Below are 24,739 nucleotides of genomic sequence, written 5' to 3' on the forward strand. Positions count from 1 at the left end.
GTAATCTTAAGCTTTAGGAATTTTAACTACAATTTCGATATGATCTCCCTTATCATTTTCTTTATACTTAGCGTTTATTCCTGTATCCACGATGGCATTATACGCATTCTTTAATGTATTTAAGTATATCTTAAAATTAAGAGCTGATTTTATAGTCTGTCTTTTTTCTGGTTCTTTAGGTGTAGCTAAATCCTCTAGTATATCTTTTATTAGTTTCTCTGCCTTCTTAACAGTTAATTCATTCTTAATTATTGTATCTAAAACTTGATTTTTATAATCATCATCTGGCAGTTTAAGAAGAGCTCTAGCATGTCTTTCAGTTAAACCATTTTCAATAAGCTTTGTCTTTATATCATCAGATAATCTAAGTATTCTAAGCTTATTAGCAATAGTTGATTGATTTTTTCCAACACTTTTTGCCAGCTCTTGCTGAGTAAAGTTATGATCTTTTATAAGGTTTTCATATCCCAAAGCTTCTTCTATGAAATTTAAATCTTCTCTTTGTAAATTTTCAATAAGTGCAAGTACTGCAGAAGATTGATCCGATAAATTATTTATTATAGCTGGCATATACTTAAGTCCTGCTTTTTTAGAAGCTCTAAGTCTTCTCTCTCCTGCTACTAATTCATACATACTGTCACTTATTTTTCTAACTGTAATAGGTTGAAGTATTCCAAAACTCTTTATAGATTCACTTAATTCATTCAATGCAGCCTCTGAAAAAACTCTTCTTGGCTGATATGGATTTGGAATTATAGTATCTATAGGTATTTCCATAACTTTTTTATCTTCCATAATATCCCTCTCTCTAGAAGAAATATGATAAAATTTGTTTAAAATTTTATTTATTCAAGTAATACTTTCTCCAAAAATATTCATATCCCTTCTATATTCTTAATATTTTTATATTACAACTTCCTTTATTTCTCGGGAAATATGAGTCTTTTTTGACACCCTTTTCATTACTTTATTGGGCTTTTTGATAGTTTACCCGCTTTTCGTGGATATTTTGTTGGAGTATTTTTTATTTTTTTCAAAATCACTATATTGTGTTTTATGTCTGTAAAAGGAAGATCGACATCTATTTTCTCTACAAATTCAAGTCCTAAAACGTCGATTGCTTTCTTAGCTTCTTTTAACTCCTCATTAAGATAAGGTCCTTTTAAACACACAAAATATCCTCCAACTTTTATAAAAGGTGTACAATACTCTAAAAGAACAGGTAAAGATGCAACTGCTCTTGCTGTTGCTATGTCATATTGTTCTCTATAGTCTTCATCTTTTCCAAAGTCTTCTGCCCTTCCATGTACAAACTCTACATTATCAAGCTCTAAATTATTACAAACTTCTTTTAAAAAGTTAATTCTTTTATTAAGAGAATCAAGTAATGTCAAATTTAAGCTTTCCATGCATACTCTTAAAGGTATACCAGGAAATCCGGCTCCCGTTCCAACATCTATTATTTTATCATTTTCTTTTATATAGCCTGAATTAATGCAAGCTAAAGAATCTATAAAATGTTTTATATAAATCTCTTTCTCATCTTCGATTGCTGTAAGATTTATATTTTGATTCCACTCAAGTAATATATCTTTATACTTCTCAAATTTATCTATATTAACTTCACTTATATCTATATTCATCTGCTTAAGTCCATCTTTTATAATGCTTCTGTTACTCATTATTATCACCTCTACCTCTTCTAAGTTGTTCAAGGTGTATTAATAAAACAGATATATCAGCAGGAGATACTCCAGATATACGAGATGCCTGTCCTATTGATATAGGCTTTATATTATCTAGTTTTTGTCTAGCCTCAAGTCTTAATCCACTTATTTTAGAGTAATCTATATCTTTATTCAACTTTTTATTTTCTAGTTTTTTAAATTGGTCTATTTGTCTTAACTGTTTGCCTATATAGCCTTCATACTTAGATTTTATTTGGCACTGCTCTTTTATAGCTTTAGATAATTCTTTATCTGATTTCTTTCCTAATTTCTCTAATAGTTCATAGTCAAACTCTGGTCTTTTTAAGAATTCATATAAACTCATACCCGTATTAATTCCAGGAAGGTTCATCTCTTCTAATTGTTTATTTACTTGACTTGGAGTGACTCTTTCTTCCTTTAATCTTTCTATTTCTTGTTCTAGTTCAGATTTCTTTTGGGTGAATTTATCGTATCTATCATCTTTAACAAGACCTATATCATGACCTATTTCAGTAAGTCTTAAATCTGCATTATCTTGTCTTAGGTAAAGTCTATATTCACATCTTGATGTCATCATTCTATAAGGTTCATTAGTTCCCTTAGTAACTAAATCATCTATTAAAACTCCTATATATGCTTGAGATCTATCTAATATTAAAGGCTCTTTTCCTTGTATTTTTAAAACAGCATTTGCTCCAGCTATAAGACCTTGTGCTGCTGCTTCTTCATATCCAGACGTTCCATTAAACTGTCCGGCACTGAATAAATTCTCAACTCCCTTTATTTCAAGAGATGGGTTAAGTTGTGTAGGATCTATACAATCATACTCTATTGCATAAGCTGGTCTCATTATTTTACAATTTTCAAGACCTGTTATAGATCTATACATATCTATTTGAACCTCATAAGGAAGAGATGTAGATATACCTTGTATATACATTTCTTTAGTATGATTTCCTTCAGGCTCTATAAATGTTTGGTGTGATAGTTTATCGTGGAATCTTACAACCTTATCTTCTATAGAAGGACAATATCTAGGTCCAACACTATCAATTTCTCCACTATACATAGCCGATCTTTTTATATTATCATTTATAATCTTATGAGTTTGCTCAGTAGTTCTAGTCAAATAACACGGTTCTTGTTTTAGCTCTAATTCATCATTCATAAATGAGAATGGAGTTATAACATCATCTCCCTTTTGCTCGTCCATCTTAGAAAAGTCAACAGTATCTCTATGAACTCTAGCTGGTGTTCCTGTTTTAAATCTTCTCATTCTCAGTCCTAGTTTTTCAAGGCTTTCAGTTAAGTGCTTAGAATATCCAAGTGCATTAGGTCCTTCGTAGAAATTAACTTCTCCTATATATATCTTAGAATTTAGATATACTCCAGTTGATAAAACTAGAGCTTTACAATCATAAATAGCTCCAAGCTTAGTAGACACTCCTTTTATAACATTGTTATCAGCTATTACTTCTACAACCTCGTCCATTAGAACATCTAAATTTTCTTGATTCTCCAGTTCTTTTTTCATTTCTTTATGGTATTCATATTTATCAGCTTGAGCTCTTAAAGAGTGTACAGCTGGTCCTTTAGCAGTATTAAGCATTTTACTTTGTATATAAGTCTTATCTATATTTATACCCATTTGACCACCAAGGGCATCTATTTCTCTAACTAAGTGTCCTTTTCCCGTTCCTCCAATAGATGGATTACAAGGCATTAAAGCTATAGAGTCTAAAGACATTGTTATTATTAATGTCTTGCATCCCATTCTAGCTGATGCTAAAGCAGCTTCACAACCAGCATGTCCAGCTCCAACTACTATAACATCATATTTTCCTCCGTTAAACTTCATGTTCATCCTCCTCATGTTTCACATATAATGTTTCACGTTAAACATTATACTACAAATATTGTTTTATATATCTAAAATTCGACCTATCCGAAATCTAAAAGTTCTAAGATTCCATCCTCTTAAGTTTGGAGATAAGAACTTAGCAGCTTCTGTATTAGCTTACCCAAGGTCACTTACACAACTAAAAATTCAGTTAGAGTAAAAACTCCATCTGAATTAAGTTTCGCTCTATTAATATCTATTTTCCTATACAGAAATCTCTAAATATAGTATCTAACAAGTCCTCAGATACTGTGTCTCCGCTAACTTCACCAAGATAATCCCAGATATTTTTAAGATCTACTTCTATAAAATCAAGAGCCATATTATCTTCAATAGCATTTATAGCATCATTTATAGAATTTATAGCTCTCTCTAGTGAATCCTTATGTCTAACATTAGTTATCATAACACTATCACCTTGTGAAACATTACCCTTATATACCATATCGGCAATTTCATTTTCTAATTTATCTATTCCTTTTCTTTCTAGAGCAGATATCTTTATTATTCTTTTTTCATCTATATATTCTTTTATCTTATCTTCATCCATTTTATTTTCAAGGTCAGTCTTATTTATTAAAACTATAGTATTTTTGTTTTTGACATTTTCAAGTATATCTATATCTTCTACCGATAATTCTCTTGATGCGTCAAGAACAAGTATAGCAAGATCTGCTGATTCAAAGAATTCTCTTGATTTTTGTACTCCTATTTTTTCTACAACATCCTCAGTATCTCTAATACCTGCTGTATCTATTATTCTAAGAGGTATTCCATTTATATTTACAAATTCCTCTATTACATCTCTAGTAGTTCCTGGTATATCTGTAACTATAGCACGAGATTCTTTAAGTATTGCATTTAGTAAAGATGATTTACCTACATTAGGTTTCCCTACTATAACAGTTTTAAGACCATCTCTTATTATTTTTCCAGTTTCAGACGTTTCATAAAGGTTTATTATCTCTTTTCTTAACTCTTTTGACTTATTATATAAATTTTCATAAGTTATATGTTCTACATCTTCATCTGGAAAATCTATTGCAACTTCAACGTGTGCAAGAAGTTCAGTTACTTTATTTCTAAGTTCTTTTATCTTAAATGAAAGACTTCCCTCTAGTTGACTTTGAGCTACATTATAACTCATATCAGTTTTAGCATTTATTATATCCATAACAGCCTCTGCTTGAGATAGATCTATTCTTCCATTTAAAAATGCTCTTTTTGTAAATTCTCCACCTTCTGCTAATCTAGCTCCTTTTTTAAGAACTAACTCTAATATTTTTTTTACAGAGATAAACCCTCCATGGCAGTTAATCTCTATAACATCTTCCTTAGTATAAGTGTGAGGACCTTTCATATAAGCAAGCAATACCTCATCTATAATCTTTCCATCATCTATTATATTTCCATATATTAAAGTTCTTGGATTATGATCTTTTATACTTTTTTTATTAACAGACTCAAATACACTCTCTGCTATATCAAGAGCTTTTTCGCCACTCATTCTAACTATTCCTATTCCACCTTCTCCTGGAGCTGTAGCAATAGCTGCAATAGTATCATCTATATACAAGTAAACCACCTCTTTATTATTAAAATTCGCTTTGTTCTAATTTAAAATAATTCTTATTCTATATATTATAACTCTTAAATTTATGATAACCAACTATATAAAATTTAACATCATGCTATCTTATATTCTCATGACAAAAAATAAACCTCCTTAAACACTAGGAGGTTTTTTGTTTTTACTTATTTTTAACCGATATAACAACTTTTCTGTTAGGATCTATTCCCTCGCTGTAAGTTTTAACATATCTATCATTTTGAAGTGCTGAATGTACAATCCTTCTTTCATAAGGATTCATAGATTCAAGCTTTATAGTCTTTCTAGTTTTAGCACATTGTTTAGCTAATTTTCTAGAATATCTTATCAAAGACTTTTCTCTTTTCTCTCTATAGTTCTGAATATCTATTAAAACTCTCATCTTAGTATTAGAGCTTTTGTTTACTACTAGTCCAGTTAAAAACTGAAGTGAATCAAGAGTATATCCTCTTTTTCCTATTAAAGAAGTTGCATCTTCACCTGTTAGATTTATGCTTATATCATTATTTTTTTGAGATATCTTTATTTCACTATCTATATCCATACAATCTAATATATCTTGAATAAACTTTTTTGCTAAATCTTTAGGAGTAGCCTTTACTGTTACTTTTATTTTAGCTGCTTTAGTTCCTATAAATCCTAAAAATCCCCTACTTGGTTGTTCTAAAATATCTATATCTACATCTTCTTTAGTAACATTTAACTCTCTCAAAGCTTTATCTAAAGCTTCTTCTATTGTTTTCCCTGTTACCTCTAAGAATCTCATTCTATTACTCCCCCTTGGCTTTAGCAGGTTTAATAATAAACTGCTGTTGAATAATTTGGAATATATTACTTACTACCCAGTACAATGTAAGTCCTCCTGGGAAACTTTTACCCCACCATAATATCATTAATGGGAAAAAATAAAGCATCATAGTTTGAGTTGAATCTTTCTTGCCTCCTTTTGGAGTCATCATAGCAGATGATATATAAGTAGTAAGAGCAGCTATAATTGGTAATATCCAAGGTAAAGCAAATCCGCCTACCATTATTACATCTGGGTTTGATAAATTAGGAAGCCATAAAAAACTTGTATCTATAGCCTTATAAACAGCTTCTGATCCAAATACATATTTAGCTGGATCTCTTAACGCTGAGAAAAGTCCTATTAATATAGGCATTTGAACTATTAAAGGTAGGCAACCTGCTACAGGATTTACTTTATGCTCTTTATAAAGTGCCATAACTTTTTGATTCATCTTTTCTTGATCATTTTTATATTTTTCTTGTATTTCTTTTATCTTCGGTTGTATTTCCTGCATTGCCTTCATCGATCTTGTTTGAGATAAAGTAAGTGGAAGCAATGCTCCTTTAACTATTATAGTAAATATAACTATAGACCATCCATAGTCACCTACTATATTGAATACGATTTTTAATAGCGCACCTAGAGAGTTTGGAAACAAATCCATATAAAAACCTCCTACATTTACATATATTAATTATTCCACAGGGTCATATCCGCCCTCGTGGAAAGGATGACATTTTAAAATTCTCTTTATAGACAAATAAGACCCTTTTAAAAATCCATACTTTTCTAAAGCGTCTATAGCGTATTGAGAACAAGTAGGATAAAATCTACAGGTCTTACCTTTGATTGGAGATAGAAACTTTTGATAAAATCTTATAATTAACTTAAAAAGACCAATTATATATTTACTCATTACAATCTCCTTATCGTCTTATTATATTTCCTTTTTTAAATAAATTTATCATTGATTTTTGAGTTGATATAAAGTCCGATTCACTAATTGGCATTCTAGCTATAAAAACAAAGTCATATCCTAACTTAATCATATTATCATTAGAACATAGTCTGAAGCTCTCTCTCATTCTTCTCTTAACTTTATTTCTAACTACAGCTTTTCCAATTTTTTTAGAAACTGAAAAACCAACTCTATTTATATCTAAGTTGTTTTTTACAACATACATAACCAATAGCCTATTTGCAAATGACTTTCCACTTTTATAAACTTGTCTAAAATCGGAGTCTTTTTTTATTCCATTAGCATTCACAAAATCCATATTTTAATTTCCTCCAGCCTGTAAATTGCACAAAAGGACCACTTCTAGCGGCCCCTAATAAACTAAGCTGTTAATCTTTTTCTTCCTCTGTCTCTTCTCTTCTTAAGAATTCTTCTTCCACTTGTAGTCTTCATTCTCTTTCTGAATCCATGTTCTTTCTTTCTTTGTCTCTTTTTTGGTTGATAAGTTCTTTTCATCCAAAACACCGCCTTCCATTGTATATTCTTCTATTTTAAATTTTTAAATTAGATCACCTTATTTGAAAGTGAGCATACTACCTATAAAATTATATAATTATTGCTTTTTATTGTCAACGAATTTTTGTATTAATATTAATTTATATAATGGTAAAAAAACTAATTTTTGAAATAACCAAAAATTATCTATCGATTATTTATCCGAGAGCTAAGAGTTCTAATACTCCATCCTCTTAGTCTAGATATAAGAACTCTACAGCTTCTGGATTAGTTTACCCACAGGGCACTTACGCAACTAAAAATTCAGTTGGAATAAAAACTCCATCTAAATTAAGTTTCACTTTATGTTAACCAGCAAGATTTAAATTATTCATTTACATATTATAATGTACTTTCTAGCTGCTAAAATTTCAGTTGTTACCTCAATGTTATACACAAAGTGAAAGTTTTATAATCTCTTTAGTATTTTTCCACAATACTTGCTTATAAAGGGTATTACATTATTAAATCCACAACCCCTTAAAGTTCTTTTCTATAAAAAATTCGTCTACTCGCTAACGCCGTGACTCATGTCGCCAACGATCCCTACGGGCTCCGTTGCTCAAAAATAGTTGTAAGTGTAGTTTTTCATCAATGTTATCTACAATTTGAAAATCATATAATTTCCTATTCGTTATAAAAAATTCCTGTTTTTAGATATATTTTATGTGATTTAAGTCAATATTTAAATAAGTATTAAAAATTAATAAGAATAACCTCTTCTATTTTACGCTCTTTTTAACTGTGTATATATATAGTTTTACAAAATAGGTCAACAAAACAGAATAATTATCTACATAATATTATCCACATAGGGTTAATAATGTGGATAAATTGTATTTATTGTATTGAAGTTTATAACAATATTTGATATTATAATTTTACCTGTTGATAATGTGAATAAATAAATAGAAATTATTATAGTTATACACATTCTGTGGATAAACCTGTGTATAATATTATATTTTAAACTTTATTATCACTTATATACATAAAAAACGAATTGTTGATATTTATAATAACTTTATCAACAATTTTTATTATTGCTCAAATTTATATAGATTCATGTCTTTTTATACATGTTTATCCACAAAAATAATTCAAATATCCTCAATAAAATATTTTTTATTTTATTATTTGACATATATTATTTTAAACTAAATTATTGTTAATAACTTTGTGGAAATTATTAAATAAACCTAGGAGGTAATTAATATGGATTTACTTTCCTTATGGAACAATTCTCTTAAATTAATAAAAACAGAATTAACTCCTGCGAGTTTTAATGCTTTTTTTAGCCCTATCGAACCTCTACAAATAACAGGTAATACTATATTGTTATCTGTTCCTAATGATTTTACTAAAGGAATTTTAGAGGCTAGATATATGAATTTAATAGAAAGCTCTATAAATCAAATATCTTCTTCAAAATACAAGATAAAGTTTATATTAGATGAAGAAGAACTAAGGGATTTTGAAAATGAAAACACATCTAAAATAGAGATTCCAAGCTATTCAAACCTAAATCCTAAATACACTTTTGATACATTTGTTATAGGAAATAGTAATAGATTTGCACATGCTGCATGTGTCGCTGTTGCAGAAGCTCCAGCTAGAGCTTACAATCCTCTTTTCTTATATGGAGGTGTTGGACTTGGAAAAACCCATTTAATGCAAGCTATTGGGCATCATATTTTAGCTCATACAAAAAATGCAAAAGTAGTTTATGTATCATCTGAAAAATTTACAAATGAGCTTATCAACTCTATAAAAGATGATAGAAATGAAGAATTTAGAAATAAATATAGGAATGTAGATGTTTTATTAGTTGATGATATTCAATTTATCGCTGGTAAAGAAAGAACTCAAGAGGAATTCTTCCATACATTTAACACTCTACACGAAGCCAATAAACAAATTATAATATCTAGTGATAGACCTCCTAAAGAAATACCTACTTTAGAGGATAGATTAAGATCTAGATTTGAAATGGGACTTATAACTGATATTCAGGCTCCTGACTTCGAAACAAGAATTGCTATTCTTAGAAAAAAAGCTCAAACGGAGAATATAACTGTACCAAATGAAGTTATGTCTTATATAGCTAAATATATAAAATCGAATATAAGAGAACTTGAAGGGGCACTAACTAGAGTTGTAGCCTATTCATCTCTTACAAATAAAGAAATCTCATTTGAACTTGCCATTGAAGCTTTGAAAGATATTATTTCTTCTTCTAAACCGCAGGAATTGAATGTAAATCTTATAAAAGAAAAGGTTTCTGAATACTTTAATATCAAAATGGACGATTTTAGTTCTAAAAAAAGAACTAGAGCAATTGCATATCCAAGACAGATAGCAATGTACTTAACTAGAGAACTTACAGATTTATCTTTACCTAAGATCGGAGAAGAATTTGGAGGTAGAGATCATACTACTGTAATTCACGCACATGATAAGATAGTTAATGATATAAAAAACAACTCAGATATAAAAGATAGAATAGATAAAATGATCAGTGATTTAAAAGAGTAGTTATTCACAATCGGCAGTTGATAATATCTTAATAGATTGTGAATAATTTTTTTGATGTTTAAAAATGTTAATAAAATGTACCAAGTAATCAACATTCTATTAACACGTCAACAATACTTGTTTAAATGCTCAAAGTGACTTATCCACAAATCAACAGCCCCTATTACTATTACTACTATCTTTTTTGTTATATTTATGTTCTATTTATTCAAAGGAGGTTATCCACATTGAAAATAATTTGTAACCAAAAAATCTTAGCTAATAAAGTAAGTACTGTTCAAAAAGGAGTTTCTAATAAAACGACATTACCTATTTTAAAAGGAATATTCATTGAAACTCTTGATAACAAAATAAAATTGATTGGTAATGATTTAGACCTGGGGATAGAAACTTTTTTAGATGCAGAGATAATAGAAGACGGTTCTATAGTTATTGATTCTAGATTATTTGGAGATATTATAAGAAAATTACCAGATTCACTTGTTGAAATAACTACTGATTCAGAGAATAATATATGCATTACATGTGAAAGTTCGGAGTTTAAAATAAAAGGTCATGACCCAAGTGAATATCCAAAACCTGAAGAAGTTGATGAGAATAGATTTTATGAGCTTCCTGAAGAATTATTCAAAAATATGATAAAGCAAACTGTTTTTGCTATATCTCAAGATGAAAGTAAACCTGTACTTATGGGAGAACTTTTAGAAGTACACGATAATGATATAAATTTAGTAGCATTAGATGGATATAGATTAGCTATTAGAAGTTCTAACATAGAAAATAATGTTGGAAACAGTAAAGTTATAATACCAGGAAAAGCTCTGAATGAAGTTAACAGAATTTTATCTGAAGAAGAAGGTACTTTTAAAATAGCGTTTACAGATAAACATTGTCTTTTCTTAATAAAAGATACAAAAATAATAACTAGACTTTTAGAAGGTGAATTTATAAATTATAACCAACTAATACCTAGAGAATATAACTTAAGAGTAAAAGTTGATACTAAGAAATTGTTAAATAGTATAGAAAGAGCTTCTCTTCTAGCTAAAGAAGGTAAAAATAATTTAGTTAAATTTTCTATAAGAGATGATAATATGACTATAACTTCTAATTCTGAGATAGGAAATGTACATGAAGAAATTCCTATTGTTTTAGAAGGTGAAGATCTAGACATTGCTTTTAACTCAAGATATTTTATAGAAGCTTTAAAGATTTTAGATTCTGATGAAATATATCTAGAACTTACGACTAATGTAAGCCCATGTATTTTAAAACCTGTAACTGGCGATAATTATATATATTTATTACTACCAGTAAGAATTTCTGCTAATTCATAAGCCCAACTATTAAGTTGGGTTTTTTATATTAAGGCATTATAAAATTTTCGTTTTGTGGATAACATTGATGGAAGGTCTAAACTTGCAACTATTTTAAGCAACAGAGTCGTGAGACTTGTTGTCGACATGAGTCACCGAGGTAGCGAGTAGACGAATTTTTTTTAATTTTCTATAGCATTTTTTATTTATATGTATGATATAATATAGAGATGCATTAAATATGTAGGAGGAGTTTTTTATGAAACAAATTAAAATAGATTCAGAGTTTATAAAGTTAGACCAACTTATGAAATTAGCTGACATGGTAGGATCTGGTGGTCATGCTAAGAGCATGATACAAGATGGAGAAGTTAAAGTTAATGGTAAAGTTGAGTATCAAAGAGGAAAAAAAATAAGATCAAATGATATTGTAGAAGTTGAAGGAATGAAGATACAGGTGCTATAGGATAGGAGTGCTTTTTGTGTACTTAAAAAGTATCAAACTTGTTAATTACAGAAACTACGATCAATTATATTTAGATTTCGATAAAAGAATAAACTTATTGTTAGGAAAAAATGGACAAGGAAAAACTAATATATTAGAAGCTATATACCTAATGAGTATAGGAAAATCCTTTAGAACTAACAAAGACAAAGAATTAATACGATTTAACAGTGAAAATACTTACATTGGTGGAATATTTTCCAAGAAAAACGATGATAATATAATAGAGCTAGTTATTGGAAATAATATGAAAAAAGGTATAAAGGTAAATAAAGTTTCGATAGATAAAATTATGCAATTATTAGGAAATTTAAATGTTGTTATATTTTCGCCAGAAGATTTAAAGCTTGTGAAAGATGGTCCAAAAGAAAGGCGAAAATTTATAGATAGAGAAATAAGTCAAATAATTCCCTTGTATTATAATTACATTTCTAATTACAACAAAATACTAACTCAGCGAAATAAACTTTTAAAATCTAATTACTTAGATGAAAATTTGCTTGATATATATGACGAAAAATTAAGTGAGTATGCTAAATACATATATCTGTATAGAAGAGATTTTATAAAGAAGATAGAGTTGTTATCTAAAAAAATTCATAAAAATCTAACTAGTGATGTAGAGGATTTAAAAATAGAATATGTAAATCAAATTCACGTAAGTGATGATGATGGTTTAGACATTTTAAAAAATAAGTTTTTAGAAAAAATAAAATCTAGTAGAAATTTAGATAAACAATACAGAACCACTAAAATTGGACCACATAGAGATGATATTAGTATTTTTATAAATTCATTAGATGTTAGATTATATGGATCTCAAGGACAGCAAAGAACAGCTTCTATATCATTGAAGTTGTCAGAGATAGAGCTTATAAAAGAAGAAACATTAGAATATCCAATACTTTTATTAGATGATATATTTAGTGAATTAGATCAGAAAAGGCAGAAATTATTGATTGAAGAGTTTGAGAATATTCAAATTTTTATAACTAGTGCTGAGGAGAATCATAAACTGATCTTTGAAGATAAAAAAGATGTAAATATAATTTATATTGAAAAAGGAAGGGCTAGCCAGTAGGAGGATTTTATTATGTTTTTGCACTTAGGAGGAGATTGTGACATTTTGATTAGTGACATTATATTTATACTTGATTCAAAGTGCTCTTATGATTTTGAAAAAGCAAGTGAGCAAATATATGAAACAATTAAGTTAACAGACCAAAATCCTAAATCTATTATAGTTACAAATAGTGATAATAAATTTTATGTATACTATTCACCTATTTCATCGATGACCCTTTTAAAAAGAGCTGGAACAAGTAATCCTGCTTTCTTGGAAACGGAGGTAATATAATGAATAAAGAATATGGAGCAAGTCAGATTCAAGTATTAGAAGGATTAGAACCTGTAAGAAAAAGACCTGGTATGTACATAGGATCTACTGGTCCAAGAGGACTTCACCATTTAGTTTATGAGGTAGTAGACAACAGTATTGACGAAGCTTTAGCTGGATACTGTAATGAGATATACGTTTCTCTAGAAAATGATGGAAGCGTATGTGTTGTAGATAATGGTCGTGGAATACCTGTAGAGAAACATCCACAAACAGGTAAGTCTACTGTAGAAACAGTTTTAACTGTACTTCATGCAGGAGGAAAGTTTGGAGAAGGTGGATATAAGGTTTCGGGAGGTCTACACGGAGTAGGGGTTTCTGTAGTGAATGCACTATCTGAGTGGATTGAAGTTAGTGTTAAAAGAGACGGAAAAATTCATTCCCAAAGATATGAAAGAGGAAATCCAAAGTCTGAATTGAATGTAGTTGGAACTACAGATGAAACAGGTACTACTATAAAATTCAAACCAGATGCTACAATATTTGAAGAAGTTGTATTTAAGTATGAAACATTAGAGCATAGACTTAGAGAGTTAGCTTTTTTAAATAAAGGTATTAAGATAATCTTAGAAGATAAGAGAGCGGATAAAGAAAAGAAAAAAGAATTCCACTATGAGGGTGGAATTGTTGAGTTTGTAAATCATTTAAATAAGACTAGAACTGTTCTTCATGAAGATGTTATTTATTTTGAAAGAAAAGTAGAAGAATATATAGTTGAAATATCTATGCAGTATACAGATATGTATACTGAAAATATACATGCTTTTGCGAATAATATAAATACACATGAAGGTGGAAGTCATTTAAGTGGATTTAAGAGTGCATTAACTAGAATTGTAAATGACTACTCAAGAAGAAATAGTTTCTTAAAAGATAAAGATTCGAATTTATTAGGTGAAGACATAAGAGAAGGTCTTACTGCTATTATTTCTATAAAACTTCCTGATCCTCAGTTTGAAGGACAAACTAAGACTAAGCTTGGAAATCCTGAGATTAGAAGTATAGTAGAGGGAGTTACAGTTGAAGCTTTTGGAGGTTTCTTAGAGGAAAATCCAGCAAGTGCTCGAGTAATAATTGATAAGTCTCTTAGGTCTCAAAGAGCAAGAGCAGCAGCTAAAAAAGCAAGAGAGCTTACAAGAAGAAAGAGTATCCTTGGTAGTACATCTCTTCCTGGAAAGCTTGCTGATTGTTCGGAAAAAGATCCAGCTAAAAGTGAAGTATACTTAGTCGAAGGGGATTCAGCCGGTGGTTCTGCCAAGCAAGGTAGAGATAGAGAAACTCAAGCTATACTTCCTCTTAAGGGTAAGATACTAAATGTTGAAAAATCAAGATTGGATAAAATATTAAATTCAGAAGAGATAAGAAATATGATAACAGCATTTGGATGTGGAATATCAAATGAGTTTGATAGTGAAAAACTTAGATACCACAAGATTGTTATAATGACCGATGCCGACGTCGATGGAGCACACATAAGAACGCTTCTTCTTACTTTATTATTTAGATATATGAGACCTTTATTAGATAATGGATATGTTTATATAGCTCAACCACCATTGTATAAGATAAAAAAAGGTAAGACAGAAGTCTATGCTTATTCAGATAAAGAAATGAATTCTATTTTAGATGAAATAGGAAGAAAAGGTGTCAACCTTCAAAGATATAAGGGTCTTGGAGAGATGAATGCTGAGCAATTATGGGATACTACTATGAATCCAGATACAAGAACATTGCTTCAAGTTTCTATTCAAGATGCTTCTATGGCAGATGAGGTATTCTCTACGTTAATGGGAGATAAGGTTGAGCCTAGAAGAAACTTTATACAAGAAAATGCAAAATATGTAGATAATTTAGATGTATAAGAAGGAGAGGGGATATTTAAATGAATGAATATAAAGATAGGATAGTCCCTGTTGAGATAGAAGATGAAATGAAAAAATCGTATATTGATTATGCGATGAGTGTAATAGTTGGACGTGCACTTCCTGATGTAAGAGATGGATTAAAGCCTGTTCATAGAAGAATTCTTTACTCTATGAGTGAGCTTAATTTAACTCCTGAAAAATCATATAGAAAATCGGCCCGTATAGTCGGGGACGTACTAGGTAAGTATCACCCACATGGGGATACTGCAGTATATTATGCTATGGTTAGAATGGCACAAGAATTCTCTACTAGATATCCTTTGGTTAATGGTCATGGTAACTTTGGATCAGTAGATGGAGACTCTCCAGCTGCAATGCGTTATACTGAAGCTAAAATGCAAAAGCTTACAATGGAACTTTTAAGAGATATAGATAAAGAGACTGTAGATTATACAGCTAACTTTGATGATACGTTAAAGGAGCCTTCAGTTCTTCCATCTAGATTCCCTAACTTATTAGTTAATGGATCTAATGGTATAGCTGTTGGTATGGCAACGTCTATTCCTCCTCACAATTTAAGAGAGGTTATAGATGGAGTTGTTCATTTAATTGATAATCCAGAGTGTGATGTAGATGAGCTTACTGAGTTTATAAAGGGACCAGACTTCCCAACTGGATCTACAATAATGGGTAGAGAAAGTGTTATGAAGGCTTATAGAACTGGTAGAGGAAAAGCAAAAGTAAGAGCTAAAGCTGAAATAGAACAAACAGCAAAAGGTAGAGAGCAAATAGTAATAACAGAAATTCCTTATCTTGTTAATAAAGCTAAGCTTGTTGAGAAGATAGCTGATCTTGTTAAAGAGAAGAAGGTTGAAGGAATATCAGACCTTAGAGACGAAAGTAATAGAAAAGGTATGAGAATTGTTATAGAGATCAAAAGAGATGCTAATGCAAATATAGTTCTTAACAAGCTTTATAAGCATTCTCAACTTGAAGATACTTTTAGTATAATAATGTTATCTCTTGTACATGGAGAGCCTAAGGTTCTTAATTTAAAGCAGATGCTATATTATTATTTAGAGCATCAAAAAGATGTTGTAACTAGAAGAACTCAATATGAATTAAGAAAAGCAGAGGAAAGAGCTCATATATTAGAGGGATTAAAGATAGCTCTTGATAATATTGATGAAGTTATTAGTATTATAAAGGCTTCTAAAAATGGACAAGAAGCTAAAATAAGTCTTATCGAGAGATTTGATTTTAGTGAGATTCAAGCACAAGCTATACTTGATATGAGACTTCAAAAGCTTACTGGTCTTGAAATAGAGAAGATTGAGAATGAGTATGAAGAGTTATTAAAGATTATAAATAGATTAAAAGAGATATTAGGAGATGAGAAGATCCTTTTAAATCTTATAAAAGATGAAATTACGTTTATAAGAGATAAATATGGTGATGATAGAAAGACTGATATACAAGCAGTTGCAGGTGAGATCGATATTAAGGATTTAATTGAAGATGAAGAAATAGCTGTAACTTTAACTCATTTTGGATACATAAAGAGACTTCCATCTGATACTTATAAGAGTCAAAATAGAGGTGGAAAAGGAATATCAGCTTTAACTACTAGAGAAGAGGATTTTGTAGAGCATCTAATAACTACGACTACTCATAGTAAACTTATTTGTTTTACTAACAAAGGTAGAGTGTATAGAATAAATGCTTATGAAATACCTGAAGGAAAGAGACAAGCTAAGGGAACTGCTATGGTAAACTTAATTCCTCTTGATAAGGAAGAAAAGATAACAGCTTTAATTCCAATGGTGGAGTCTGAAGATGAAAAGTACCTAGTTCTTTGTACTAAGAATGGTATAATCAAAAAGACTGCCTTAAGTGAATTTAGAAAAAGTAATAGAAATGGATTAATAGCTATTAGCTTAAGAGAAGATGATGAGCTTATAGGAGTTAAGATAACTAACGGAGATCAAGAGATTATGTTAGTTAGTAAAGATGGTATGGCTATTAAATTCAGTGAGAAAGATGTTAGAGAAATGGGAAGAAGTGCCATGGGAGTTAAAGGTATAAGTCTTAATAAAGACAATATAGTAGTTGCTATGGAACTTGTAGATGAAGGAAGTGAACTTCTAGTTGTAAGTGAAAATGGTTATGGAAAGAGAAGTTCTGTAGATGAATATAGAATACAAAATAGAGGTGGAAAAGGCCTTAAAACTTATAATATAAATGAAAAGACAGGAAGCTTAATAGGAGCTAATGTAGTGAATGAAGAAGATGAGCTTATGATGATTAATTCTGATGGTGTATTAATCAGAATTGATGTAGCACAAATATCTAAGCTTAGTAGAGTAACAAGCGGTGTTAAACTGATGAGAACAGATGAGGAATGTTACGTAGTGTCTATGGCTAAAATAGTTGGAGAAGAATAGGGGTTAAATCCTATTCTTTTTTCATATAAAATCTGATAAAATAATTTTAAAATTAATCAAGTAAAACTTATCTTCAGGTGGAGTTTGTAACTCCATATGAAGGTTAGTTGAACTTATCCAGAAGCTGTAGAGTTCTTACCTTCAACCTAAAGAGGATGGAGTCTTAGAACTCTTAGCTTTCGGATAACTTGATTCGTGTAAAAAGGGGGCTTTAATGTGATCAAAAAGAGTGGATATTTTATATTTGGAGGTATGATAGGGGCTATAATAGCTTTGCTATTTGCACCAAAGAGTGGTAAAGAATCTAGAGAAGATGTATTAAAAACAACTAGAGATATAGTAAACGAGCCTGAAGAATTTAAGACAAAAGTTAAAAGTTACATGAAAAACATAATTGATAGATTAAGTGAAGATGAAATTATTCAAACTCAAGATGAAATAGTCATAAGTAAGACTTTCGATGAGGAGGAAGAATAAAACATGGAAATTAGTGTATGGCAATTAGGTATATTGATAATGGCTATAGGATTCGTATTTGTTTGCATAAACTTAGGAAATGCAATAAAATCATCTAGTAAGATAATAGTTAATGTAAATAAAATGATAGAAGAAAATGAAAAAAAAGTAGGTAATATAGTTACAAATTTAGATAGTATAACTGGAGATGTTGAAAAGGTAATTTCACTTGGAAGTAATATATCAGGAGTTATAGAGAGTGTAAAATTTGTAAACAAAATATTTTTCAAAAAAAAGTAAGAAGGAGCGTTGAATATGTCAATTATAATAAATAAGAGTTTTAATGATAATAAGGATGCATGGAATATAGATGTACATGGAGAAATTGATATATATACAGCTAATGAGCTAAAAGATGTTTTAATAGAGTGTATATCTTCAAAATCAAAAGATGTAATTTTAAATGCTTCTAATTTAGAATATATAGATTCTACGGGATTAGGAGTATTAATTGGAATATTAAAAAGATTAAAAACAGATGAAAGGGATATATATATAACTAATGCAAAACAAAATGTAAAGAAGATTTTCAATATAACTGGTTTAGATAAAATATTTAAAGTGGAGGGATAGCGTTGACACCAGTAATTAATAAAGAAGATAAGGAAGATAATACAATAGATATAATAGAGATGAATATGCCAAGTAAACCCGAGTATGTAGGGGTTATAAGGTTAACTGTTTCTGCAATTGCAAACAGAATGGGATTTGACATAGAGGAAATAGAAGATATAAAGGTTGCTGTAGCTGAAGGATGTACTAATGCTATAAAGCATGGATTAGATAAAAATTTCTATATTAAATTTTTAGTATCTGATAGTAGTTTATCTATAGTTATAAAAGATGATGGAAAAGGATGCAACCCGTGTAAAATAGAAGAACCAGATTTATTAAATCCTAAAGAAGGTGGATTAGGTCTTTTTATTATTAAAAGCCTCATGGATGAAGTTGAATTTACATCTGAAGAAGGGTCTGGCTCAATAATAAAAATGACTAAGCATTTAGGAGCTGATATTTAATGAGAAATGTAGCAAAAGCTACAAATAATAAAGATAAATTAATAGATACTAAAGAATTATTTAGAGAATATAAAGAAACAAAAGATAGAGATATAAGAAATAGATTGATTGAAAATTATATGTATATAGTAGATATATTATCTAAAAAATTTATTAATAAAGGGATCGAATATGAAGATATTTATCAAGTTGGATCATTAGGTCTTATATATGCTATTGATAGATTTGATGTGGAAAAAGGGTACGAATTTTCAAGTTTTGCAACTCCTACAATAGTTGGAGAAATAAAGAAGTATTTTAGAGATAAAGGTTGGGCTATAAGAGTACCAAGAAGAATACAGGAATTATCTAAAAAAGTTAATAAAGCTAAAGTAGAGCTTCAGCAAAGAAATCAGAAGGTTCCTAAGGTTATAGATATAGCTGCTTATTTGGGGTGTTCGGAAGAAGAAGTTTTAGAGGCCATGGAAGCATCTCAAGGATATAACACTAAATCATTAGATATAACTTATGATAATGATGGAGATGATAAGCAAGTTAAACTAATAGATTTAATGGGAGATGAAGACAAAAACTTTTCGAAAATAGATAATGAAGATTTCTTGAACAAGTTTATGAAGACTCTTGATGAAGTTCAAATTAAAATTATGAAAGATAGATTTTTTGAGAATAAGACACAAAGTGAACTTGCAAAAGAATTAAATGTATCTCAAATGACAATATCTAGGATAGAAAAAAAGATAGTTATGAAACTAAGGCAAGAATATGAAAAAATATAACTAATTACTTAAGTTGAACAAATTATCTTGTCCAACTTAAGTAATCCTAGTTTTATATTTTATAAAGAATAGTAAATTATATTAAACATAAACATTGTAAATTTGAATTTAAATATATATTTGAAAAAAATGTAGAAAAGTGTTGACACATGAAAGAATAAGTGATATATTATTACTTGTAGCCGACACGGCCACAGAGAAAACACGAAATGAACTTTGAAAATTAAACAGTAGGTTATAAATAAATCACAAACAGTGATTTTCGGAAACAACACATAAAGTCAGTTACTGAGTACTGACAAACTTTTATTTAAGAGTTTGATCCTGGCTCAGGATGAACGCTGGCGGCGTGCCTAACACATGCAAGTCGAGCGGAGATTAAGAAGCTTGCTTCTTAATCTTAGCGGCGGACGGGTGAGTAACGCGTGGGTAACCTGCCCTATACACACGGATAACATATCGAAAGATATGCTAATACGAGATAATACATTTTTAAGGCATCTTAAAAATGTCAAAGATTTTATCGGTGTAGGATGGACCCGCGTCCCATTAGCTAGTTGGTGAGGTAAAAGCTTACCAAGGCGACGATGGGTAGCCGACCTGAGAGGGTGATCGGCCACACTGGAACTGAGACACGGTCCAGACTCCTACGGGAGGCAGCAGTGGGGAATATTGCACAATGGGGGAAACCCTGATGCAGCAACGCCGCGTGAGCGATGAAGGCCTTCGGGTCGTAAAGCTCTGTCCTAAGGGAAGATAATGACGGTACCTTAGGAGGAAGCCCCGGCTAACTACGTGCCAGCAGCCGCGGTAATACGTAGGGGGCAAGCGTTATCCGGAATAACTGGGCGTAAAGGGTGCGTAGGCGGCCCTGCAAGTCAGAAGTGAAAGGCTACGGCTCAACCGTAGTAAGCTTTTGAAACTGTAGGGCTTGAGTGCAGGAGAGGAGAGTAGAATTCCTAGTGTAGCGGTGAAATGCGTAGATATTAGGAGGAATACCAGTTGCGAAGGCGGCTCTCTGGACTGTAACTGACGCTGAGGCACGAAAGCGTGGGGAGCGAACAGGATTAGATACCCTGGTAGTCCACGCCGTAAACGATGAGTGCTAGGTGTCGGGGGTTACCCCCCTCGGTGCCGCAGCTAACGCATTAAGCACTCCGCCTGGGGAGTACGCTCGCAAGAGTGAAACTCAAAGGAATTGACGGGGACCCGCACAAGTAGCGGAGCATGTGGTTTAATTCGAAGCAACGCGAAGAACCTTACCTAAGCTTGACATCCCTCAGACCGCTTCTTAATCGAAGCTTTCCCTTCGGGGACTGAGGTGACAGGTGGTGCATGGTTGTCGTCAGCTCGTGTCGTGAGATGTTGGGTTAAGTCCCGCAACGAGCGCAACCCTTATCTTTAGTTGCCAGCATTTCGGATGGGCACTCTAGAGAGACTGCCGAGGATAACTCGGAGGAAGGTGGGGATGACGTCAAATCATCATGCCCCTTATGCTTAGGGCTACACACGTGCTACAATGGCTAGTACAGAGAGTTGCGAAACCGCGAGGTCAAGCTAATCTCTTAAAGCTAGTCTCAGTTCGGATTGCAGGCTGAAACTCGCCTGCATGAAGCTGGAGTTACTAGTAATCGCGAATCAGAATGTCGCGGTGAATGCGTTCCCGGGTCTTGTACACACCGCCCGTCACACCACGGAAGTTGGGGGCGCCCGAAGTCAGATATCCAACCGTAAGGAGGAATCTGCCGAAGGTGAAATCAATGACTGGGGTGAAGTCGTAACAAGGTAGCCGTATCGGAAGGTGCGGCTGGATCACCTCCTTTCTAAGGAGAAATAACCTACTGTTTAATTTTGAGGGTTTATTCCTCAAAATAGTACTTTGAAAATTGAACAGATTTAAATAAATTTAGGTTAAGTTATTAAGGGCGTAGGGCGGATGCCTTGGCACCAAGAGCCGATGAAGGACGTGGTAAGCTGCGATAAGCTTCGGGGAGATGCAAGCAATCTTTGATCCGGAGATTTCCGAATGGGGAAACCCACCTAGAGTAATGTCTAGGTATCCTTAGATGAATTCATAGTCTAAGGAGGGGAACCGGGGGAACTGAAACATCTAAGTACCCCGAGGAGGAGAAAGAAAAATCGATTCCCTGAGTAGCGGCGAGCGAAAGGGGATTAGCCCAAACCTATGAAGTTTTCTTCATAGGGGTTGCGGATATGCTTATTAAGATGGAGGTATTGTAGTCGAAGAGGTTTGGAAAGACCCACCGTAGAAGGTAATAGTCCTGTAGATTAAACGAGAAGACCATCAAGCGTACTCCAGAGTACCACGGGACACGTGAAACCCTGTGGGAAGCTGGGGGGACCACCCCCCAAGGCTAAATACTCCTTGGTGACCGATAGCGTATAGTACCGTGAGGGAAAGGTGAAAAGAACCCCGGAAGGGGAGTGAAATAGAACCTGAAACCCTATGCCTACAAGCTGTGGGAGCACATTATTAGTGTGACCACGTACTTTTTGTAGAACGGGCCAACGAGTTACGATAAGTAGCAAGGTTAAGGACTTAGGGTCTGGAGCCGTAGCGAAAGCGAGTCTTAACTGGGCGATTCAGTTACTTGTCGTAGACCCGAAACCGAGCGACCTACCCATGGCCAGGATGAAGCGAAAGTAAAATTTCGTGGAGGTCCGAACCCACGCACGTTGAAAAGTGCGGGGATGAGCTGTGGGTAGAGGTGAAATTCCAATCGAGCTCGGAGATAGCTGGTTCTCCCCGAAATAGCTTTAGGGCTAGCCTCAAGCTTAGAGATGAGGAGGTAGAGCACTGAATGTCCTAGGGGCCCTATGGGTTACCGAAGACTATCAAACTCCGAATGCCTTTATCTTTTGCTTGGGAGTCAGACTGTGGGTGATAAGATTCATAGTCGAGAGGGAAACAGCCCAGACCGTCAGCTAAGGTCCCTAAATGTAAGTTAAGTGGTAAAGGATGTGGGATTGCACAGACAACCAGGATGTTGGCTTAGAAGCAGCCATTCATTCAAAGAGTGCGTAATAGCTCACTGGTCGAGTGATCCTGCGCCGAAAATTATCGGGGCTAAAACTTACTACCGAAGCTACGGCATTGACTTTGTCAATGGGTAGGGGAGCATTCACTGCGGGTTGAAGCTAGACCGGAAGGACTAGTGGACTGCAGTGAAGAGAGAATGTTGGCATGAGTAGCGAGACGTAGGTGAGAATCCTACGGGCCGAAAACCCAAGGTTTCCTGAGGAAGGTTCGTCCGCTCAGGGTTAGTCGGGACCTAAGCCGAGGCCGAAAGGCGTAGGTGATGGACAACAGGTTGAGATTCCTGTACTACCGATAATCGTTTGAAGAATGGGGTGACACAGAAGGATAGGCTATCCTACTATTGGATGTAGGTCCAAGCATTAAGGGAGCACTGATAGGCAAATCCGTCGGTGCAATTCTGAGGTGTGATGGGGAGCGAAATTAAGTAGCGAAGTAGTCGATTTCATGCTGTCAAGAAAAGCCTCTACTGAGATTAAAGGTACCCGTACCGCAAACCGACACAGGTGGGTGAGAAGAGAATTCTAAGGCTAGCGAGAGAACTTTTGTTAAGGAACTCGGCAAAATGACCCCGTAACTTAGGGATAAGGGGTGCCTCATTAGGGTGTATGCCCGAAGAGGCCGCAGAGAATAGGCCCAAGCGACTGTTTACCAAAAACATAGGTTTCTGCTAAGTCGAAAGACGATGTATAGGAGCTGACGCCTGCCCGGTGCTGGAAGGTTAAGGGGATGTGTTAGACGTAAGTCGAAGCATTGAACTTAAGCCCCAGTAAACGGCGGCCGTAACTATAACGGTCCTAAGGTAGCGAAATTCCTTGTCGGGTAAGTTCCGACCCGCACGAAAGGCGTAACGATTTGGGCACTGTCTCAACAAAAGACTCGGTGAAATTGTAATTCCGGTGAAGATGCCGGATACCTGCGACAGGACGGAAAGACCCCATGGAGCTTTACTGTAGCCTGGCATTGGATTTCGATATTACATGTACAGGATAGGTGGGAGACTGAGATACGAGAACGCCAGTTTTCGTGGAGTCACCCTTGGGATACCACCCTTGTAATATTGAGATTCTAACCATAGACCATGAATCTGGTCTTGGGACACTGTCAGGTGGACAGTTTGACTGGGGCGGTCGCCTCCCAAAATGTAACGGAGGCGCCCAAAGGTTCCCTCAGCACGGTCGGAAATCGTGCGAAGAGTGCAAAGGCAAAAGGGAGCTTGATTGCAAGACATACAGGTCGAGCAAGGACGAAAGTCGGGCTTAGTGATCCGGTGGTTCCGCGTGGAAGGGCCATCGCTCAACGGATAAAAGCTACCCTGGGGATAACAGGCTTATCTCCCCCAAGAGTCCACATCGACGGGGAGGTTTGGCACCTCGATGTCGGCTCATCACATCCTGGGGCTGTAGTAGGTCCCAAGGGTTGGGCTGTTCGCCCATTAAAGTGGTACGCGAGCTGGGTTCAGAACGTCGTGAGACAGTTCGGTCCCTATCCGTCGCAGGCGTAGGAAATTTGAGAGGAGCTGTCCTTAGTACGAGAGGACCGGGATGGACATACCTCTGGTGCACCAGTTGTCACGCCAGTGGCATAGCTGGGTAGCTATGTATGGAATGGATAAGCGCTGAAAGCATCTAAGCGCGAAGCCAACCTCAAGATAAGATTTCCCATCTTTATGAGTAAGATCCCAGGAAGACTACCTGGTTGATAGGTTCAAGGTGTAAGCTCAGTAATGAGTTCAGCTGATGAATACTAATAGATCGAGGACTTAACCTTTTATTAAATCTGGTCAAT

General features: G+C 33.3%; 21 protein-coding genes and 2 rRNA genes. 14 read left to right on the forward strand and 9 right to left on the reverse strand.

Annotated elements, in window-relative coordinates; translation table 11 throughout:
• Positions 1–6: 6 nt before the first annotated feature.
• The 9 genes from noc to rpmH all read right to left on the reverse strand — a co-directional run bounded on the left by noc (position 7) and on the right by rpmH (position 7,482).
• Entirely contained in the window at positions 7–795 is a 789-nt protein-coding gene (noc, locus tag P4S50_RS18295; RefSeq protein ID WP_277732257.1) for a nucleoid occlusion protein, read from the reverse strand.
• Positions 796–962: 167 nt separating this feature from the next.
• Positions 963–1,682, reverse strand: coding sequence for a 16S rRNA (guanine(527)-N(7))-methyltransferase RsmG (rsmG, locus tag P4S50_RS18300; RefSeq protein WP_277732258.1), 720 nt, complete (start codon positions 1,680–1,682; stop codon positions 963–965).
• Positions 1,675–3,573 carry a tRNA uridine-5-carboxymethylaminomethyl(34) synthesis enzyme MnmG gene (mnmG, locus tag P4S50_RS18305; protein ID WP_416390128.1) on the reverse strand — a complete coding sequence of 633 codons (1,899 nt, stop codon included), beginning with the start codon at positions 3,571–3,573 and terminating at the stop codon, positions 1,675–1,677. Before mnmG ends, rsmG begins: the two co-directional genes overlap by 8 nt.
• A 232-nt stretch (positions 3,574–3,805) precedes the next feature.
• Complete coding sequence (mnmE, locus tag P4S50_RS18310) at positions 3,806–5,185, reverse strand: tRNA uridine-5-carboxymethylaminomethyl(34) synthesis GTPase MnmE (protein ID WP_277732260.1); 1,380 nt, start codon at positions 5,183–5,185, stop codon at positions 3,806–3,808.
• A 175-nt stretch (positions 5,186–5,360) separates the two neighbouring features.
• Positions 5,361–5,984: an RNA-binding cell elongation regulator Jag/EloR gene (gene jag, locus P4S50_RS18315; RefSeq protein WP_277732261.1), complete on the reverse strand. Its 624-nt coding sequence runs from the start codon at positions 5,982–5,984 to the stop codon at positions 5,361–5,363.
• Positions 5,985–5,988: 4 nt separating this feature from the next.
• On the reverse strand, positions 5,989–6,672 hold the full coding sequence (locus tag P4S50_RS18320) for a YidC/Oxa1 family membrane protein insertase (RefSeq protein WP_277732262.1): 684 nt from the start codon (positions 6,670–6,672) through the stop codon (positions 5,989–5,991).
• A 30-nt stretch (positions 6,673–6,702) separates the two neighbouring features.
• On the reverse strand, positions 6,703–6,924 hold the full coding sequence (gene yidD / locus P4S50_RS18325; RefSeq protein WP_277732263.1) for a membrane protein insertion efficiency factor YidD: 222 nt from the start codon (positions 6,922–6,924) through the stop codon (positions 6,703–6,705).
• A gap of 10 nt (positions 6,925–6,934) precedes the next feature.
• Complete coding sequence (gene rnpA / locus P4S50_RS18330; RefSeq protein WP_277732264.1) at positions 6,935–7,285, reverse strand: ribonuclease P protein component; 351 nt, start codon at positions 7,283–7,285, stop codon at positions 6,935–6,937.
• 62 nt (positions 7,286–7,347) lie between these two features.
• The gene (gene rpmH, locus P4S50_RS18335) at positions 7,348–7,482 is read right to left on the reverse strand and encodes a 50S ribosomal protein L34 (RefSeq protein WP_099189744.1); all 135 of its coding nucleotides are present in this window, start codon (positions 7,480–7,482) and stop codon (positions 7,348–7,350) included.
• Positions 7,483–8,736: 1,254 nt separating this feature from the next.
• On the opposite strand from rpmH, the gene dnaA reads away from it, so the two are divergent.
• From dnaA to P4S50_RS18405, 14 genes are all read left to right on the forward strand, one after another.
• Positions 8,737–10,056: a chromosomal replication initiator protein DnaA gene (dnaA, locus tag P4S50_RS18340; protein ID WP_277732265.1), complete on the forward strand. Its 1,320-nt coding sequence runs from the start codon at positions 8,737–8,739 to the stop codon at positions 10,054–10,056.
• 227 nt (positions 10,057–10,283) lie between these two features.
• Positions 10,284–11,393, forward strand: coding sequence for a DNA polymerase III subunit beta (gene dnaN / locus P4S50_RS18345; protein WP_277732266.1), 1,110 nt, complete (start codon positions 10,284–10,286; stop codon positions 11,391–11,393).
• Between the two features lie 238 nt (positions 11,394–11,631).
• Positions 11,632–11,838, forward strand: a complete 207-nt coding sequence (gene yaaA / locus P4S50_RS18350; RefSeq protein WP_277732267.1) for a S4 domain-containing protein YaaA — start codon at positions 11,632–11,634, stop codon at positions 11,836–11,838.
• 16 nt (positions 11,839–11,854) lie between these two features.
• A complete protein-coding gene (gene recF, locus P4S50_RS18355; protein WP_277732268.1) occupies positions 11,855–12,958 on the forward strand; it encodes a DNA replication/repair protein RecF in 1,104 nt (367 codons plus the stop codon).
• A gap of 12 nt (positions 12,959–12,970) precedes the next feature.
• Entirely contained in the window at positions 12,971–13,234 is a 264-nt protein-coding gene (remB, locus tag P4S50_RS18360) for an extracellular matrix regulator RemB (protein ID WP_277732269.1), read from the forward strand.
• Positions 13,234–15,135 (forward strand): DNA topoisomerase (ATP-hydrolyzing) subunit B, encoded by a 1,902-nt coding sequence (gene gyrB, locus P4S50_RS18365; RefSeq protein WP_277732270.1) that lies wholly within the window; start codon positions 13,234–13,236, stop codon positions 15,133–15,135. The genes remB and gyrB overlap by 1 nt, the downstream gene beginning before the upstream one ends.
• A gap of 20 nt (positions 15,136–15,155) precedes the next feature.
• Positions 15,156–17,582, forward strand: coding sequence for a DNA gyrase subunit A (gene gyrA / locus P4S50_RS18370; protein WP_277732271.1), 2,427 nt, complete (start codon positions 15,156–15,158; stop codon positions 17,580–17,582).
• 216 nt (positions 17,583–17,798) lie between these two features.
• Positions 17,799–18,059 (forward strand): YtxH domain-containing protein, encoded by a 261-nt coding sequence (locus tag P4S50_RS18375; RefSeq protein WP_277732272.1) that lies wholly within the window; start codon positions 17,799–17,801, stop codon positions 18,057–18,059.
• A 3-nt stretch (positions 18,060–18,062) separates the two neighbouring features.
• Positions 18,063–18,338 (forward strand): hypothetical protein, encoded by a 276-nt coding sequence (locus P4S50_RS18380; RefSeq protein WP_277732273.1) that lies wholly within the window; start codon positions 18,063–18,065, stop codon positions 18,336–18,338.
• A gap of 15 nt (positions 18,339–18,353) precedes the next feature.
• Positions 18,354–18,671: an STAS domain-containing protein gene (locus tag P4S50_RS18385; RefSeq protein ID WP_277732274.1), complete on the forward strand. Its 318-nt coding sequence runs from the start codon at positions 18,354–18,356 to the stop codon at positions 18,669–18,671.
• 59 nt (positions 18,672–18,730) lie between these two features.
• Entirely contained in the window at positions 18,731–19,117 is a 387-nt protein-coding gene (locus P4S50_RS18390) for an ATP-binding protein (RefSeq protein WP_277734779.1), read from the forward strand.
• A complete protein-coding gene (locus P4S50_RS18395; RefSeq protein WP_277732275.1) occupies positions 19,117–19,893 on the forward strand; it encodes a SigB/SigF/SigG family RNA polymerase sigma factor in 777 nt (258 codons plus the stop codon). Before P4S50_RS18390 ends, P4S50_RS18395 begins: the two co-directional genes overlap by 1 nt.
• 306 nt (positions 19,894–20,199) lie before the next feature.
• Positions 20,200–21,716, forward strand: a 16S ribosomal RNA gene (locus P4S50_RS18400).
• An 86-nt stretch (positions 21,717–21,802) separates the two neighbouring features.
• Positions 21,803–24,721, forward strand: a 23S ribosomal RNA gene (locus P4S50_RS18405).
• Together the 16S and 23S rRNA genes form the textbook arrangement of a ribosomal RNA operon.
• The last annotated feature ends 18 nt before the right edge of the window (positions 24,722–24,739 follow it).

The organism is Tepidibacter hydrothermalis, assembly GCF_029542625.1.
In the GTDB taxonomy this organism is placed as follows: Bacteria; Bacillota; Clostridia; order Peptostreptococcales; family Peptostreptococcaceae; genus Tepidibacter_A; species Tepidibacter_A hydrothermalis.